This is a genomic window from Bacillus sp. SDLI1 (genome assembly GCF_001553895.1).
Lineage (GTDB): Bacteria > Bacillota > Bacilli > Bacillales > Bacillaceae > Bacillus > Bacillus siamensis.
Genome location: NZ_CP013950.1, coordinates 3,736,473 through 3,751,293, shown reverse-complemented (window position 1 = coordinate 3,751,293; position 14,821 = coordinate 3,736,473). Strand labels below are relative to the sequence as shown.

18 protein-coding genes and 1 pseudogene are annotated in these 14,821 nt (G+C 47.2%); 3 read left to right on the top strand and 16 right to left on the bottom strand.

Translation table 11 applies throughout. From position 1 onward, the window contains the following. Position 1: 1 nt before the first annotated feature. The 11 genes and pseudogenes from spoIIIAG to AUL54_RS18425 all read right to left on the bottom strand — a co-directional run bounded on the left by spoIIIAG (position 2) and on the right by AUL54_RS18425 (position 7,436). A complete protein-coding gene (spoIIIAG, locus tag AUL54_RS18475; RefSeq protein WP_060964784.1) occupies positions 2-694 on the bottom strand; it encodes a stage III sporulation protein AG in 693 nt (230 codons plus the stop codon). Next, the gene (spoIIIAF, locus tag AUL54_RS18470; protein ID WP_060964783.1) at positions 687-1,307 is read right to left on the bottom strand and encodes a stage III sporulation protein AF; all 621 of its coding nucleotides are present in this window, start codon (positions 1,305-1,307) and stop codon (positions 687-689) included. The genes spoIIIAG and spoIIIAF overlap by 8 nt, the downstream gene beginning before the upstream one ends. A 16-nt stretch (positions 1,308-1,323) precedes the next feature. Beyond that, a pseudogene (spoIIIAE, locus tag AUL54_RS18465) lies at positions 1,324-2,339 on the bottom strand (stage III sporulation protein AE). Between the two features lie 221 nt (positions 2,340-2,560). After that, positions 2,561-2,950 (bottom strand): stage III sporulation protein AD, encoded by a 390-nt coding sequence (gene spoIIIAD, locus AUL54_RS18460; RefSeq protein WP_076982559.1) that lies wholly within the window; start codon positions 2,948-2,950, stop codon positions 2,561-2,563. A 12-nt stretch (positions 2,951-2,962) separates the two neighbouring features. Further along, positions 2,963-3,169 carry a stage III sporulation protein AC gene (gene spoIIIAC / locus AUL54_RS18455; protein WP_003153142.1) on the bottom strand — a complete coding sequence of 69 codons (207 nt, stop codon included), beginning with the start codon at positions 3,167-3,169 and terminating at the stop codon, positions 2,963-2,965. Positions 3,170-3,191: 22 nt separating this feature from the next. Beyond that, the gene (spoIIIAB, locus tag AUL54_RS18450; protein WP_016938992.1) at positions 3,192-3,707 is read right to left on the bottom strand and encodes a stage III sporulation protein SpoIIIAB; all 516 of its coding nucleotides are present in this window, start codon (positions 3,705-3,707) and stop codon (positions 3,192-3,194) included. Beyond that, complete coding sequence (spoIIIAA, locus tag AUL54_RS18445; protein WP_060964782.1) at positions 3,701-4,624, bottom strand: stage III sporulation protein AA; 924 nt, start codon at positions 4,622-4,624, stop codon at positions 3,701-3,703. Before spoIIIAA ends, spoIIIAB begins: the two co-directional genes overlap by 7 nt. 76 nt (positions 4,625-4,700) lie before the next feature. Next, positions 4,701-4,982, bottom strand: a complete 282-nt coding sequence (locus tag AUL54_RS18440) for a YqhV family protein (RefSeq protein WP_016938990.1) — start codon at positions 4,980-4,982, stop codon at positions 4,701-4,703. 148 nt (positions 4,983-5,130) lie between these two features. Next, the gene (gene efp, locus AUL54_RS18435) at positions 5,131-5,688 is read right to left on the bottom strand and encodes an elongation factor P (protein ID WP_060964781.1); all 558 of its coding nucleotides are present in this window, start codon (positions 5,686-5,688) and stop codon (positions 5,131-5,133) included. A 24-nt stretch (positions 5,689-5,712) separates the two neighbouring features. Next, positions 5,713-6,774: a M24 family metallopeptidase gene (locus AUL54_RS18430; protein WP_060964780.1), complete on the bottom strand. Its 1,062-nt coding sequence runs from the start codon at positions 6,772-6,774 to the stop codon at positions 5,713-5,715. 131 nt (positions 6,775-6,905) lie between these two features. After that, a complete protein-coding gene (locus tag AUL54_RS18425; protein WP_060964779.1) occupies positions 6,906-7,436 on the bottom strand; it encodes a YqhR family membrane protein in 531 nt (176 codons plus the stop codon). Positions 7,437-7,656: 220 nt separating this feature from the next. On the opposite strand from AUL54_RS18425, the gene AUL54_RS18420 reads away from it, so the two are divergent. Both AUL54_RS18420 and AUL54_RS18415 read left to right on the top strand, forming a co-directional pair. Continuing rightward, positions 7,657-8,613: a DUF1385 domain-containing protein gene (locus AUL54_RS18420; RefSeq protein ID WP_060964778.1), complete on the top strand. Its 957-nt coding sequence runs from the start codon at positions 7,657-7,659 to the stop codon at positions 8,611-8,613. A 36-nt stretch (positions 8,614-8,649) separates the two neighbouring features. Next, the gene (locus tag AUL54_RS18415; protein WP_060964777.1) at positions 8,650-9,045 is read left to right on the top strand and encodes an SA1362 family protein; all 396 of its coding nucleotides are present in this window, start codon (positions 8,650-8,652) and stop codon (positions 9,043-9,045) included. On the opposite strand, the gene AUL54_RS18410 is transcribed toward AUL54_RS18415, so the two are convergent. From AUL54_RS18410 to AUL54_RS18400, 3 genes are all read right to left on the bottom strand, one after another. Then, positions 9,042-9,917 (bottom strand): patatin-like phospholipase family protein, encoded by an 876-nt coding sequence (locus AUL54_RS18410; protein ID WP_060964776.1) that lies wholly within the window; start codon positions 9,915-9,917, stop codon positions 9,042-9,044. The genes AUL54_RS18415 and AUL54_RS18410 overlap by 4 nt on opposite strands. Before the next feature lie 112 nt (positions 9,918-10,029). Further along, positions 10,030-10,458, bottom strand: coding sequence for a transcriptional regulator MntR (mntR, locus tag AUL54_RS18405; protein ID WP_013352852.1), 429 nt, complete (start codon positions 10,456-10,458; stop codon positions 10,030-10,032). Between the two features lie 99 nt (positions 10,459-10,557). Continuing rightward, complete coding sequence (locus AUL54_RS18400) at positions 10,558-11,394, bottom strand: lipoate--protein ligase family protein (protein WP_016938983.1); 837 nt, start codon at positions 11,392-11,394, stop codon at positions 10,558-10,560. Between the two features lie 192 nt (positions 11,395-11,586). Between AUL54_RS18400 and AUL54_RS18395 the strand changes: the two genes are divergently transcribed. After that, positions 11,587-11,970 (top strand): rhodanese-like domain-containing protein, encoded by a 384-nt coding sequence (locus AUL54_RS18395; protein WP_013352854.1) that lies wholly within the window; start codon positions 11,587-11,589, stop codon positions 11,968-11,970. 38 nt (positions 11,971-12,008) lie between these two features. Here the strand turns inward: AUL54_RS18395 and gcvPB are convergent, their stop codons facing one another. Both gcvPB and gcvPA read right to left on the bottom strand, forming a co-directional pair. Further along, positions 12,009-13,481: an aminomethyl-transferring glycine dehydrogenase subunit GcvPB gene (gene gcvPB / locus AUL54_RS18390; protein ID WP_060964775.1), complete on the bottom strand. Its 1,473-nt coding sequence runs from the start codon at positions 13,479-13,481 to the stop codon at positions 12,009-12,011. Beyond that, positions 13,474-14,820, bottom strand: a complete 1,347-nt coding sequence (gene gcvPA, locus AUL54_RS18385) for an aminomethyl-transferring glycine dehydrogenase subunit GcvPA (RefSeq protein ID WP_060964774.1) — start codon at positions 14,818-14,820, stop codon at positions 13,474-13,476. Before gcvPA ends, gcvPB begins: the two co-directional genes overlap by 8 nt. Position 14,821: the final 1 nt, after the last annotated feature.

Below are 14,821 nucleotides of genomic sequence, written 5' to 3'. Positions count from 1 at the left end.
TTTATGAATCCTCCTTGATTTTTTTAGGGGCAACCGCTACACGGTAGCTCGGAACATCAAGCACCCTTGTGACGGCATCAATGATGGTTTTTTTTATTTGAACGTTGTCCACTCCTTGAGCGACAACGAGTACACCGCGGATATCGGGTTTTTTCGTCTGGACGACGACCGGGGTTTCCTGATCCCCGTTTCGAATCATGACAATTTGTTCTTCAGAGGTTTGATCGGTTACGCTTCTTTTGCCGCCTTCTTTATCGGTTTCTTCAGTGGTGGTGTCTTTTTTCGTTTTATTTTTCTCAAACACTTTTAAAGATGTGGCGTCTACGTTTACGACTATTGATACATCCTCCACGCCGATAATCGTTTCAAGGATCTCTTTCAGCTGGTTTTCATAGTCTCTCTCGTAATCATCAATCGTGTTTTTGGCGCTGCTGTCTTTTGATGCTTTAAAAACGGGTGCGCTTTTTTGCCCGCTCTTATCGTCCGCACGGCCGGACATGACGGTCTGCGCCGTTTCGCCCTTCCCGGTTTTTTCCGGTGAAGAGAACATCTGGCTGACCAGCATAAAAGATACGCCGAGCACAAACACGAACAGAAAGTAATGATATTTTGTCAGTTTTGGTTTTTCTCCGTCTTTCGCCTGTCCGATCATCAGCTGTTTTTTGAGTATGGTCCATAGTCCGTTTTTATTCATGGCCGTTTTTCTCCCCGCCTTCCATATAAACCGTAATTTTCTCACTGCCGATTTCCCATATATCCGCAAGTTTTCCTTTGATGACTGCGGCCTCCTTTTTGCCGGCTGCGCCTTCGGGTTCGTATTTGCGGTCTGTGCGGATGTCGATCGGTGCGACGGTTTGCACGGTTTTTTCAGAAGATGGGGCCATATACACGCTGATCGTTTTTACATCTTCTTCTGAACGAACCTGTTCTTCCGCTGTAAGGCGGATGTCGTCTATTTTGTATTCGTCATGACTGAACATCTCCTCCGCTTTCTTTTTTAGTTGGACAGCCATTTCTTCTAAAACATATGCGCGGTTTGATGCTTGTATTTCTTTTTTTTCTGATTTGATTTGATTTTTTATGTCAGCGGATTGAGATTGCTCTTGTTTTGTCAAATAATCGAAGATGATCTCCGGGTCTGTTTTGAAAAGTTTGAATATCGGGTTGAGCATGACAATGATTAACAGCAGGCTGACAACCATCTTTGCGTATTTTTGCATACTGGAGCTGGGCAGCAGCATGTCGATGACGATGGCAAATAAGATAAACAAAATAATGCTTGTCAGCCATTCTGTTAAAAAGCTCATATCCAATGGGCCTCCTTTATTTCATCATCATGGTGAGATTGCCTGCTGTAATAATGACTGTGATGCTGAGGAAAAACATGAGAGAGACAATGGCGAGCGCCGCAAAAATATAGAGCACGCTTCTGCTGATGACGCCGAGACACGTAATGACGGGCCCGCCTCCGAGCGGCTGCAGAATGGCGGCCGCGAGCTTATAAATAAAAGCGAGAGAAAGCACTTTGATCGCCGGAAATGCGGAGATGCAGATCAAAATTCCGACACCGAGGATTCCCACAGTGTTTTTTAATAAGAGTGAGGCGCTGATGACCGTATCGGTCGCATCCGTAAACATTCGGCCGAGCACGGGAATAAAATTGCCCGTTATAAATTTTGCAGTCCTGAGGGTGATCCCGTCTGTCACGGCAGCCGAAGCCCCCTGGACGGAGATGACGCCGAGAAACACGGTGAGGAATACGGCAAGCGCGCCGATCGCGATATTTCTGAGGAGATTGGCAAGCTGTGTGACTTTATATTGATCTGTCATCGTGCTGACGATGCTTAAAATCGCTGACAGGAAGATAAGCGGCATGACGATGTTTTGAATGAGCAGGCCGCTCGTATTCATCAGAAATAAAATAACGGGGTGAAAAAAGGCAGCGGAAACGGCCCCCCGGAAGATGCCAAAAGCGCGAGCAAAAGCGGGATCAGCGCGAGAATGAAGCTTGTCATCGTCTGAATCGCTTCACTGGCATAATTGACGGCAACATGAAAGCTGTTTAAAGCGAGAATAATCAGTACCATATAAACAATCGCATAAGCCACTTTGCTGACGGTGCTCTGCTGGAACGCATTTTGCAGCAGCTGCAGAATGACGCAAAAAATGGTGAGAAGGATCAAAGTTCCCAGAAGTTTTCCGTTAGCGAGCACTTCATGAAACAGATAGGAAAATAAGGCCTTCAGCCACGCCTCAGGCGAGAACGTTTTTTCTCCGTTAATAAAGTCAATGATGCTTCCCTTTTGGCTTTCCGGCAGAAGGCCGCCGTATTCTGTCATAATGTCGTCCCAAAATTTTCCGATGCCTTCTGTTTTCAGCGCTTCGGCCTGCTTTTTCGCCACTTCATCAGCCGTTTCTTGGTGAACTGCGGTTTCCTGCGCCGCACCGTCTGTTCCGGCAGCTTGTACACATTCAGTCTGAAAAATTAAGAGGAGGATGAACAAAAAAGCCCCCGCCCACCGAAAGCGCTTCATTTTTTGCGCCCCCTTTCCCTTTATGATTAAGAAGGAATAAGTCCGAGAATCGTTTCAATAATAACGGTCAGTATCGGCACGGCCATCACGAGGATCAAAATCTTCCCGGCCAGCTCTATTTTCGAAGCAATCGCTCCCTGGCCCGCATCTTTTGTCAGCTGCGCTCCGAATTCAGCGATGTAGGCGATGCCGATAATTTTTAAAATCGTTTCCACATAGACCATATTGACATTTGCATTGACGGCTATTTTTTCTATCATTCTGATAATGTCGTAAATCTGGTCGACGAGATAAAGAAAGATCACGCAGCCGCTGAAGACGACAATCATAAACGCGAAAGTCGGTTTCTGTTCTTTTACGATCAGGGAGAGAAACGTGGCGATCAGGCCTAAACCTACAATTTGAACAATCTCAATCTATAAGCCCCCCTATCCTTGGAATAGAAACACAGCTTTGATCTTTTTGAACAGGTCATCGACAATCGTCGCCACCATAAATAAAATATAGATAAAGCCAAGCAGCGTCACCCATTGGGCGTATTCTTTTTTCCCCATTTGGTCCAGTATGGTATGCAGAAACGCAACCACGATACCGACTCCGGCGATTTGAAAAATGACATTTACGTCGACTCCCATTTTATGTTTGCTCCCCTCATGTTTACATCAATAGAAGAATGAGTAACAGTCCGGCTAAAAACCCTAAACTTTTCACCATTTTTTCATTTTTCGCCTGCGCCCGTCCGGCATCCGCTTCCGCCGCTTCCAAATGTGTAAGCGCAAGCTTGATATGTTTCTGCTGAGAAACGCGGTCATGGAGCCCGAGCGTCTCTCCGAATTGCTTCAGCACATCGTATTCGCTTTTTTTCATCGCCATGGAGGGCCAGTTATGTTTCAAGCTCTGTTCCCAGGCTGTTTTGGCGGAATCGCTTCCCTGCTCAAGCCTCCTGCTGAAAGCTTGGAACAATGACGATACAGGCTTGGAAAGCTGTGCGGCGATTTGTCCCGAAGCTATGTGCAGCGGCGTATGCCCGAACATAATTTCCGCTTCAAGCGATTGCAGCGCCGCGCGCAGCTGACGGATCTGTCTCGGCCTTTCAATATAGATTTTGGCGATCTCAAATCCCGTCCATGTCGTCGCCGTCAGAATGAACACGGCACCCAAAAGCTTCAGCATGTCATCACGCTTTCAGCATGCGGAACCGGTTCCCCGTCCTTTCCATACATCCTGCTGATCGTTCCCGGACCGCGGCGTCTTGACAGCTCAACATATCGGTCAAACACTTTTTCCTCCCAAAGCATTTTAAGCGACGGCCTTTTGACCAAGTCTTTCATATTCCATCCGTGCGCGGATACGATAACGGTTACGCCGGCATGAAGCGCCTCCATCAGCGCTTTTGAGTCTTCCATTCTCCCGATCTCATCCGCGATCATGACATCTGGACTCATAGAGCGGATCATCATCATTAGCCCTTCCGCCTTCGGACAGGCGTCAAGGACATCCACTCTGCGGCCGAAACTGTGCTGGGGAATGCCCCGCAGGCAGCCGGCAATTTCTGAGCGTTCATCTACAATAGCGGTCTTTTTCGCCGGAATGCGTTTCGATCCGGTGCTTGAAAGCCGGGCCAAATCACGAAGCAAAGTCGTTTTCCCCGTTTGCGGAGGGCCGATGATCAGCGTATTCAGCCAGTTTTCTTTCCATAAGAAAGGGATGAGCGGTTCTGCAATGCCAAGCTTCTCCCGGGCGATTCGAATATTAAAGGAAGTAATATCCCGGAGTCCTTTGACGGCTCCGTTTTCAACGATGACTCTTCCGGCGAGCCCCACACGGTGGCCTCCTCTGATTGTGATATATCCTTTTTTCAGCTCTTCTTCCAGCGTGTACATACTGTAATTGCTGAGCCGGCTGAGAATCAGCTGTGCGTCGCCGGCTGTACAGATATATGACAAAAACAAAGGTTGTCCTTTTCGGATCAGTTCAACCGGCCTGCCGACGCGGATTCTGATTTCCTCTGTATCCCGGCGCGTTTCTTCAGACATGGCGGAGATGGCATCTCTCAATAATTCAGGGAGAACCTCTGTAATTTCATTCAATAGAGTCTCCTCCTTTTTTACCGATTGGCTTCTTTAAAATGTATGATCCGGGACAGACTTTATGACACCCGGGCCTCTATTTATGGACACCTGCTAAAATCAGCACAACCCCCGCGAAAATCAAAATCAATTTTGCATATGAAAGCTGTCCGGCAATCTGATAAATGCCGATCGTCATCGTGATGATAAAGATCAGCGGACCGACGATTGCTAAAATACTATTCACCACAACCGCTTTTCTGATGTCGTTTGTAACAAGCATGATAATGGCCGCCGATAATTCAATGAGAGAGGACAAAACTCGTAAACCGGCCATCGTTAAAACAGTAGAATTGATTGAACCAAACAAAAATTTCATTGCAATCCCCCAACTTCAAGCATTTTGTTACACTATATGCTCTAGCTGACGGAAGTAGTCTCACTATTTTCATATAGAAGAAAGATTCTGTTTCGGAACGCAAAAAAAGCCTGCCCCTTAAAAAGGAGCAGACTTCGTATGTCTTTGACTACGCTCTTGACACGTAAGAGCCGTCTGATGTATTTACAACAAGCGTATCGCCTTCGTTCACGAAGAACGGCACGTTTACGACAAGGCCTGTTTCCGTTTTGGCAGGTTTTGTGCCGCCTGACGCCGTGTCGCCTTTAATTCCCGGCTCTGTTTCAACAACTTTCAGCTCAACTGTGTTCGGCAGTTCAATACCGAGCGTTTCAGCCTGATACATCATGATGTGCACAGACATATTTTCCAAAAGATATTTTAATTCTTCTTCGATTTGGTTTTCGTTCAATTCAAGCTGTTCATATGAGCTTGTATCCATGAACACGTGCTGATCGCCGTTGGCATAAAGATACTGCATCGTTTTTGTTTCGATTTGCGCTTTCGCCACTTTTTCACCTGCACGGAATGTTTTCTCCTGAATAGCGCCCGTGCGCAGATTGCGAAGTTTAGATCGGACAAATGCCGCGCCTTTTCCCGGCTTTACGTGCTGGAAGTCAACGACGCGCCAAATGCCGCCGTCTACTTCAATCGTTAATCCTGTACGAAAATCGTTAACTGAAATCATGTTTGATGTCCTCCTATATTCCAATCACAAAATAATTAATTCTTTAGGGGAATGCGTAATTGTCCGGTTGCCGTCCTCTGTGATGATGATATCATCTTCGATTCTTGCGCCCCCAACTTCCGGTATGTATATGCCCGGCTCAACCGTTACAGCCATGCCCGGCTCAAGAACGGCCGATGACCTGAAAGACAGCCCCGGTGATTCATGGACCTCCATTCCGAATCCGTGTCCTGTTGAATGGCCGAAATACTGTCCGTAGCCTTTTGCGGTGATGTGATCCCTCGTCAGGGCATCCGCTTCTTTTCCCGTCATGCCGGGTTTAATATGCAAAACGCCAAGCGCCTGGGCATCGTATACGACCTGATAAATTTCTTTCAGTTTATCACTTGGCTCTCCGACCGCGATGGTGCGTGTGATATCAGAACAATAGCCTTTATAATACGCGCCGAAATCGAGCGTGACCAAGTCTCCCTTTTCAATCAATTTGCCGCTTGCCACTCCGTGCGGAAGGCTGGATCTCACTCCCGAGGCGACGATCATATCAAAGGAAGAACCGTCTGCTCCCTGACGTCTCATATAAAATTCAAGCTCATTTGCAACTGAAATCTCTGAGATGCCCGGTTTGATAAACGTCAGAATATGTTCAAACGCATCATCCGCAATCTTCGCAGCTTCCTCTAATATCTTAATCTCTTCACTTGACTTAATCAAGCGCAACTTTTCAACGGAATCCGCGACGGGAACCATCTCCGCTTCCTGCAGCACCGCTTGGCAGGATGCATATGTTCCGTACGTCATGCTGTTTTGCTCAAAGCCGAGTTTTTTAATGCCGTACTCAAGAATCGTATCCGCAGCCGTTTGGATTAAGCTTCCGCCGTGCTCGATAATATCAAAGCCCTTTACTTGCGCCTTCGCCTGCTCGGTGTAACGGAAATCCGTGATAAATGCCGCGCGTTCTTTCGATATGACCGCAAGGCCTGACGAACCCGTAAATCCCGTCATATACTGCAGATTGGCGGAGCTTGTCACCAACATTCCGTCTATATCCAGCTGACCGAACAGATTTCGCAATTTCTCAAGTTTCATTCCCTTTCTCCTCCTCGCCGATTCTTGACTGCCGCCTGACACCGCGGGAGCATCCCCATCCGGTTTTCAGCATAAAAAATGTTCACTTCTCGTGAACATTTTACCATACCGGACAGGGATTATACACTTATTCACTTGTTGCCGAGCGCCCTGGCAAGCTTGTCTGATGTTAGCTCATTGTAGTTGAAAGAAATTGAGTAGCCGACAAACAAACCATACAGAATGTAAAGGCAAATCGTCGTCACGATTGTATCTGATTTCAATTCAGTGACAGATTTCACGTCTTCGAAAATCGGATTGAATAAGAAAAAAACCGCACACCATAAAATGACGCCGTATACCATCCCCGGCCACATCGTTTTAAAACGCTTCAGACAGACGAAATATATAAATGCCCCGGCAATCGAAATGAATCCGATGACAACGATGCTGACCATCGTGCCGAGCCATTGTTTTTTCCATTCTCCGATCATAAACGGCTGAAGAATCATGTTAGGACTGATCTCTGAAAAATGAAAGATATATCCGAGATAGCCGATCAAACTCCAAAATACACCGCCGGCAAATCCGATACCGCAAATTCTGCCGGTAAATGAAACAGGCTGCTGATCATCATCCTGCTTCTTTTTTTCTTCCTGTTCTGAATGTTTTTCGCTGGTCATCATGGCACCTCCAGTCATAGAGTGCCCCAAAATTGAAAAGTCATAAAAAGTTCCGCCTTATTTTCATTTAATGAGTAAATTTTAGGAAACCGGGTATACTGCTTGTAGAAAAAGCATTGATTTTCCGGCTGTCAAACTAGAGGTTTACCGCTGTTTCCTGTACAATAGAGTGAAAGGAAATGGTTAGTAAATCCTAAGAAAACAGGCAGGTTGATAAACAATGTCCAAACACAAAACGCCGCCCGCATACGGCGGTCAGGCTGTCGTTGAAGGGGTTATGTTCGGCGGCAGAAAAAATTATGTTACCGCCATCCGCAGGAATGACGGAAGCATTGATTTTTTCAAGCTTCCGAGAGTGCCGAACCCCAAGCTTTCGGTTTTAAAAAAGATTCCTTTTTTGCGGGGAATCGTCGCAATTATCGAGGCAAGCGCCAACGGCACAAAGCATTTAAACTTCTCCAGCGAGCGTTACGGGCTTGACCCCCAAGAGGACGCCAAGCTGGAACAGGAAGATAAGAAGGGTTCGGGATTATCAATGTTTTTCAGCCTGGCGGTGATCGGCGTTCTATCGTTTTTGTTCAGCAAATTCGTTTTTACGCTCGTCCCGGTCTTTTTAGCTGAGCTTGTAAGGCCCGTTTTTTCCTCAGACGCCGCGCAGATCGGCATCGAAAGCCTGTTTAAGCTAATCCTGCTTCTCGGCTTCATTTATTTTTTATCAATGACGCCGTTAATTAAAAGAGTGTTTCAATATCATGGAGCCGAACATAAGGTCATAAACTGTTATGAACAGAATTTACCAATTACGATAGAAAATGTTCAGAAACAGTCGCGGCTTCATTACCGATGCGGTTCAAGCTTTATCTTATTTACGATCATTGTCGGCATGTTTGTCTATTTACTCGTTCCGACAGATCCGCTTTGGGTGCGGATTTTAGACAGGATTGCGCTTATACCGGCCGTCCTCGGCATCTCCTTTGAAGTGCTCCAGCTGACGAACAGGGTTCGGAATATCCCCGTTTTGAAGGTGCTCGGTTATCCCGGCCTGTGGCTGCAGCTTTTAACGACAAAGGAACCGGAAGATGACCAGGTCGAGGTTGCCATAGAAAGCTTTAACGAGCTTCTCAGACTGGAAGACATTTCAGAACAGAGCGAAAAGCCGTCTCACAACGCAATCTGAACCGTTACCTGTTATTATTTTCGGAGGTGGGCAGTTATGAATCATCGTGTACAACCTTTTTTTGCTGTATTAATAGCGCTTGGCGCATTCGGTTTCGTTTATGCGGCGGTCACAACCCCCGCGCAGATGATCTCAAGAGCGATCACCGTCATTATCGCAGGCATCATTATTTATTTTATCGTGAGATCGGTCCTGAACCGCCGCACCGGACGTGACGGAACCGCTTTCAGAAAAGCGGCCAAACAATCGCGGCTCCGAATGAAGGAGCACAAAGCGAAGCACCGCGCCGGCCACAGGGGGCGGGTCAGCCATTTGCGGAGCGTGCCGAGCAGCAGCAGACCGAAGCCGATGATTCTGAAGAAAAAAAGCCAGACCCAGCTTACCGTCATAGAAGGTAAAAAGAATAAAAAGAAAAACAGAGCGCTTTTTTAATAGCTCCATTGCTTCAAAAATTGCTCTGTTTTGCTTTTTCCTAGCTCAATGAGAGCTAGTTTTTTTTGCGGTGTGAGGTGAAACTCCGTCGCCATCACATGTTCCACGGGAATAAAAATAATATTCTGTTCGTACTTTGTCGCGATATGTCTGGCATCATGAGCGTCTTTCATCGTTTCAAACAAAGCGCCGAACAGCTCAAAAGCGTTCCGGATTGATTTCTTCGGACGCTCTTTTTCATTAGGAGAAAGCGAAATTCCGATGACCGGCCGTTTGCGCTCTTTTGAAAACAGCCAAATCGGAAAATTGCTTAACACGCCGCCGTCAACAACCGTTGAAATGCCTTTTTCGGTCTTCAGTTTAATCGGTTCAAAAAAATAAGGGATGCTGCAGCTCATTCTGACAGCTCTGGCAACCGGGAACACCTCCGGATTTAATCCGTAGCGGGGAAGGTCGTCGGGAAGCACGATCATCGTTCCGTTCGTCAGATCTGAAGCGATCAGACGGAGCGATCCTTTTTTCATATCGCCGAATGCGATGATGCCCTTCGCTTTTAATTTATCCGCAATCCACTTTTCCAGCACATCGCCTCTGTACAATCCGAGGCGCCAATATATCGACACCCACTGCAGGATTTTCAGCGGGAGGAATGAGTATCTCTGATCAAGCAATTGCCTTCCGTCCACATCATCGATGATCGCATGAACCTCTCTGCTCGTGTAGCCCGCAGCGATCAATGCGGCAATAATCGCGCCGGCGCTTGTTCCGGCGAGCCTTTCAAAGCGAAAGCCCTTTTCTTCCAGCGCTTCATAAGCGCCGGCAAGCGCGACCCCTTTTATTCCCCCGCCCGAAAATACGCCGTCAATCTGCATACCGCGCCCTCTCCCTTCCATCCAAGGTGTATTATTATTTTAAGAAACGGCTTGGGGAAATAGACCAAAGAATGAAGACATTAAAAAAAGGGCGCCTATTTGGGCCGCCCTTTTATTCACCGGGATTTTCGGTTTTTTTCTGTACGGATTTCAATTCTTTTTTCCGGCTGTCGTCATCTTCAAAATACTGGACGAGATCGCCGATGCGGTCAATGCTGTTCCAGCTCAGATGATGTTCGATTCCTTCTACATCATTGTAAATCTTCTCTTCATCAACACCAATGATTCGTAAAAACTGCTCAAGCAATTCGTGTCTGTATACGAGCCGTTTGCCGATCTTTTTGCCTTTTGACGTCAATACGAGCCCGCGATATTTTTCATAAATCAAATACTCGTCTTTATCTAGTTTTTGAACCATTTTCGTTACAGAGGAGGGATGGACTGCCAAAGCTTCCGCGATATCAGAAACCCGCGCATATCCTTTTTCTTCTATCAGCATATAAATCTGTTCAATATAATCTTCCATACTTGGTGTTGTCATCGTACCCCTCCCAAAAAGCACCTTAACTTAATAAACCATTACAAGTTTACACTAACGGTTATGAAAAAACAAGGATGCTTCCGGTCTGTCAAGCCTTAATCAGCGCTTATAATTCCATTCGTCAGACGCGTATTTCGTCTCAGCCAGCTCATTGACAAACGCAAGCTCTTCAGGAGTGAGCGTGTAAGGTTCAAGATGAATGTTGAGGCCTTCCTCAAAACCGGCTTTAAAAGCGGTTCTGGCCTCATCCATCGTTACCGGTTTTTGGGCTAAGGCGTTGATGGCTACCGCTTTGTTTTTGAAATTCCGCTGCATGCGCTCACGGACTCTGTCGCTCGGATATAAAAACAGATCAAACAGCTTGTCCTCATCAATGTCAAGCAGGATGGAGCCGTGCTGAAGAATAACGCCTTTTTGGCGTGTCTGGGCGCTTCCCGCAACTTTCCGTCCTTCGACGACCAGCTCATACCACGAAGGCGCATCAAAGCAAACGGACGAGCGCGGATTTTTCAGGCTTTCTTTTTCTTTCTCCGTGCGCGGAATCGCAAAGTAGGCATCCAGCCCAAGGTTTCTGAATCCCTGCAGGATGCCTTCTGAAATGACCCGGTACGCCTCTGTCACCGTGGCCGGCATTTCCGGGTGATCCTCTGAAACGATGACGCTGTATGTCAATTCTTTATCATGCAGAACACCCCGTCCGCCTGTCGGTCTTCTGACAAACCCGAGGCCGTGTTTATGTACTGCGTCAAAGTTAATTTCCTTCTTAATATTTTGAAAATATCCGACAGACAATGTTGCCGGATTCCACCCGTAAAAACGGATCACCGGGGGAATTTTCTTTTGGCTGTGCCAATATAAAAGCGCTTCATCCAGCGCCATGTTAAATGCCGGGCTTTCGTTCCCTGAGTCAATAAACCGCCATGTTTCTTTTTCCATAAACTGAACCCTTCTTTATCGTTTTAATAAAATCAGTTTATCAAACTGCCGTGAAAATGAAAAATATTTCGTTTCATTAAGGATGACAATCGCTCCATGCTTTACTATAATAGTATTTGTCCCAAAACGTCCGGTAAGCCTTGTTTTCAGAAGCAGGGTTTTGATTTTATAAGCTAAAGGAGTAGAATCGCATTGTCTAATATGATTGCTTTAATTATTGTTGCGGCGTTTATCGTTTATATGATCGTGTCGTATTTTTACCAACAGCGTTTAATGAAAACACTTACGGAAGAGGAATTCCGCGCGGGCTACAGAAAAGCGCAGCTGATTGACGTCCGTGAACCGAATGAATTTGAAGGCGGCCATATTCTCGGCGCGCGCAACATTCCGCTGTCACAGCTGAAACAGCGCAAAAGCGAAATCCGTCCTGATAAACCCGTTTATCTGTACTGCCAAAACAATGTCCGCAGCGGACGCGCGGCACAGACGCTCCGCAAACACGGCTGCAAGGATATTTACAACCTGAAAGGCGGCTTTAAAAAATGGGGCGGAAAAATTAAAGCAAAGAACCAATAATGAAAAAGAGCTTTCCGTTTATACGGAAGCTCTTTTTTTTACACCCCGTCAGATGTATGTTCGTATTTTAAAACCGGCTTTCTTGCGGCCTTGGTTTCATCCATTCTTTTGACAACCGTGGTATGCGGCGCCTCCTGAACGATTTCAGGCGATTCCTCCGCCTCCCGCGCAATTTGAATCATCGCATCTATAAACGCATCAAGCGTTTCCTTGGATTCCGTTTCCGTCGGTTCGATCATGATGCTTTCTTCAACATTCAGCGGGAAATACACAGTCGGCGGATGATAGCCGAAATCTAAAAGCCGTTTGGCAATATCAAGCGTTCTTACGCCGAGCTTTTTCTGCCTTCTTCCCGATAACACAAATTCATGCTTGCAATGACGGTCATACGGGAGATCATAATAAGGCGCGAGTTTTCTCATCATATAATTTGCATTTAAAACCGCGTTTTCGGTCACAGCTTTTAAGCCGTCAGGCCCCATGGAACGGATATACGTGTAGGCTCTGACATTAATGCCGAAGTTGCCGTAATAAGGCTTTACGCGCCCGATCGATTGCGGGCGGTCATCGTCAAAAGTCAAACGGCCCTCTTTTTTCGTGAGAACGGGTTTCGGCAGATACGGAATGAATTCTTTTTTTACTCCGACCGGCCCCGAACCCGGTCCTCCCCCGCCGTGCGGCCCGGTAAATGTTTTATGCAGATTAAGGTGAACGACGTCAAATCCCATATCTCCCGGTCTTGCTTTACTTAAAACGGCATTTAAATTCGCTCCGTCATAGTAAAGTTTTCCGCCGGCCTGATGGACGATTTCAGCCATTTCCGTAATGTTTTCCTCGAATAATCCGAGGGTGTTCGGATTCGTCAGCATCAGCGCTGCTGTTTCTTCATTGACCGCTCTTTTCAGATCTTCAATGTCAACCAGTCCGTGTTCATTCGACTTGACGGTAATCGTTTCAAAACCGGCGACCGTAGCGGATGCCGGATTCGTGCCGTGGGCTGAATCAGGGACAATGACCTTCGTCCGTCCGAAGTCCCTGCGCGCTTCATGATAGGCGCGGATCATCATCAGGCCGGTCCATTCGCCGTGAGCCCCCGCGGCAGGCTGCAGCGTCACTTCGTCCATGCCCGTAATTTCCTCCAAATGTCCGCTTAAATCGTATAAAAGCTCAAGCGCCCCCTGAACCGTGTCCTCGTCCTGAAGCGGATGAATGGCGGAAAAGCCTGGGAACCGGGCAACTTTTTCATTTAATTTCGGATTGTATTTCATCGTACAGGAGCCGAGCGGATAAAAACCTGAATCAACTCCGTGGTTTCTTCTGGAAAGAGCGGTATAATGCCGCATAATATCAAGCTCTGATACTTCAGGCAGCTTTGCGTCTTCATCGCGGATGCAGTCACCGGGAAGAAGGCTTTCAAGCTCTGTTTCCGGCACATCAAGCTCCGGAAGGCTGTAACCGATACGCCCTTCGCGGGACATTTCAAAAATAAGCGCCTGATCTTGATTATTCATGTTGATCCCCCAATCCCGCAATAAGCGAATCGATCTCTTCTTTTGTTCTCAGCTCTGTGACGGCAATGAGCATATGCTGATTCAATTCCGGATACGCAAGGCCTAAGTCATATCCGCCGATGATGCCGTCTTGCAGGAGCTGCCGGTTTGCTTCTTTGACGGGGAGGTTCAGCCTGACGGCAAATTCATTAAACATCGGGCCGTCGAATGCTACGTGCAAGCCGGCTTTTTCCGCTTGGCGTCTCGCATAATCGGCTTTCAGTATATTTTGGCGTGCCATGTCTTTGACGCCGTTTTTTCCGAGCGCCGTCATCGCGACTGAAGCTGCTAACGCATTCAGCGCCTGGTTTGAGCAGATGTTAGAGGTGGCTTTGTCTCTTCTGATATGCTGCTCGCGTGCCTGAAGGGTGAGAACAAAACCTCTCCGCCCGTTTTCATCCTCCGTTTGGCCGACAAGCCGGCCCGGCACCTTTCTCATCAGTTTTTTCGTTACTGCAAAATAGCCGCAGTGCGGGCCGCCGAACGCCGCAGGTATGCCGAAAGGCTGCGCGTCCCCGACGACGATATCAGCTCCGTATGCTCCGGGCGGAGTCAAAATACCGAGGGCAAGCGGGTTAGAAGAAACAATCAGCTGGCTGTTCCCTTTATGTGCGAGCGGCTCAATGTCCTTTAACGGCTCAATTTGTCCGAAGAAGTTCGGATACTGGACGATTACGGCGGCCGTTTCATCACAGACGGCATGTTCTAATGCGTCAAGGTCTGTGACGCCGTTTTTTGCAGGCACCTCTACAACTTCAATATATTGGCCTTTTGCGTATGTTTTCAGAACATCCCGTGATTCCGGATGCACGGCGGCGGAAATGACGATTTTTTTCTTTTTCGTATGTCCTGACGCAAGCATCGCCGCTTCTGCCAGCGCCGTTCCCCCGTCGTACATGGAGGAGTTTGCAATATCCATACCTGTTAATTCGCAAATCATCGTTTGAAATTCAAAAATCGCCTGCAGCTCTCCTTGTGAAATTTCAGGCTGGTAAGGCGTATACGCCGTGTAGAACTCTGACCGGGAAATCACATGATCGACGATAACCGGCTGATAGTGATCGTACACTCCTGCCCCCAGAAAAGATGCATATGTAACAGCGTCCTTATTTTTCGCCGCAAGCTTTGTCAGCTCTCTCGTCAGCTCTGTTTCTGATTTTGCTTTTTTAATTTGGTAGTCTTTTTGAAACCTCACATCTTCCGGAATATCGGCAAACAGTTCATCAATTGAATCTGCGCCGATGGCTTTCAGCATTTCTTTTTTATCCTGTTCTGTCGCGGGCAAATATCGATGCTTCATA

What these genes read in the sequence shown, in the direction of transcription:
- spoIIIAG (WP_060964784.1), bottom strand. Translation starts at nt 694, where the DNA reads ATGAATAAAAACGGACTATGGACCATACTCAAAAAACAGCTGATGATC.
- spoIIIAF (WP_060964783.1), bottom strand. Translation starts at nt 1,307, where the DNA reads ATGAGCTTTTTAACAGAATGGCTGACAAGCATTATTTTGTTTATCTTA.
- spoIIIAC (WP_003153142.1), bottom strand. Translation starts at nt 3,169, where the DNA reads ATGGGAGTCGACGTAAATGTCATTTTTCAAATCGCCGGAGTCGGTATC.
- spoIIIAB (WP_016938992.1), bottom strand. Translation starts at nt 3,707, where the DNA reads ATGCTGAAGCTTTTGGGTGCCGTGTTCATTCTGACGGCGACGACATGG.
- AUL54_RS18440 (WP_016938990.1), bottom strand. Translation starts at nt 4,982, where the DNA reads ATGAAATTTTTGTTTGGTTCAATCAATTCTACTGTTTTAACGATGGCC.
- efp (WP_060964781.1), bottom strand. Translation starts at nt 5,688, where the DNA reads ATGATTTCAGTTAACGATTTTCGTACAGGATTAACGATTGAAGTAGAC.
- AUL54_RS18430 (WP_060964780.1), bottom strand. Translation starts at nt 6,774, where the DNA reads ATGAAACTTGAGAAATTGCGAAATCTGTTCGGTCAGCTGGATATAGAC.
- AUL54_RS18425 (WP_060964779.1), bottom strand. Translation starts at nt 7,436, where the DNA reads ATGACCAGCGAAAAACATTCAGAACAGGAAGAAAAAAAGAAGCAGGAT.
- AUL54_RS18420 (WP_060964778.1), top strand. Translation starts at nt 7,657, where the DNA reads ATGTCCAAACACAAAACGCCGCCCGCATACGGCGGTCAGGCTGTCGTT.
- AUL54_RS18415 (WP_060964777.1), top strand. Translation starts at nt 8,650, where the DNA reads ATGAATCATCGTGTACAACCTTTTTTTGCTGTATTAATAGCGCTTGGC.
- AUL54_RS18410 (WP_060964776.1), bottom strand. Translation starts at nt 9,917, where the DNA reads ATGCAGATTGACGGCGTATTTTCGGGCGGGGGAATAAAAGGGGTCGCG.
- mntR (WP_013352852.1), bottom strand. Translation starts at nt 10,458, where the DNA reads ATGACAACACCAAGTATGGAAGATTATATTGAACAGATTTATATGCTG.
- AUL54_RS18400 (WP_016938983.1), bottom strand. Translation starts at nt 11,394, where the DNA reads ATGGAAAAAGAAACATGGCGGTTTATTGACTCAGGGAACGAAAGCCCG.
- gcvPB (WP_060964775.1), bottom strand. Translation starts at nt 13,481, where the DNA reads ATGAATAATCAAGATCAGGCGCTTATTTTTGAAATGTCCCGCGAAGGG.
- gcvPA (WP_060964774.1), bottom strand. Translation starts at nt 14,820, where the DNA reads ATGAAGCATCGATATTTGCCCGCGACAGAACAGGATAAAAAAGAAATG.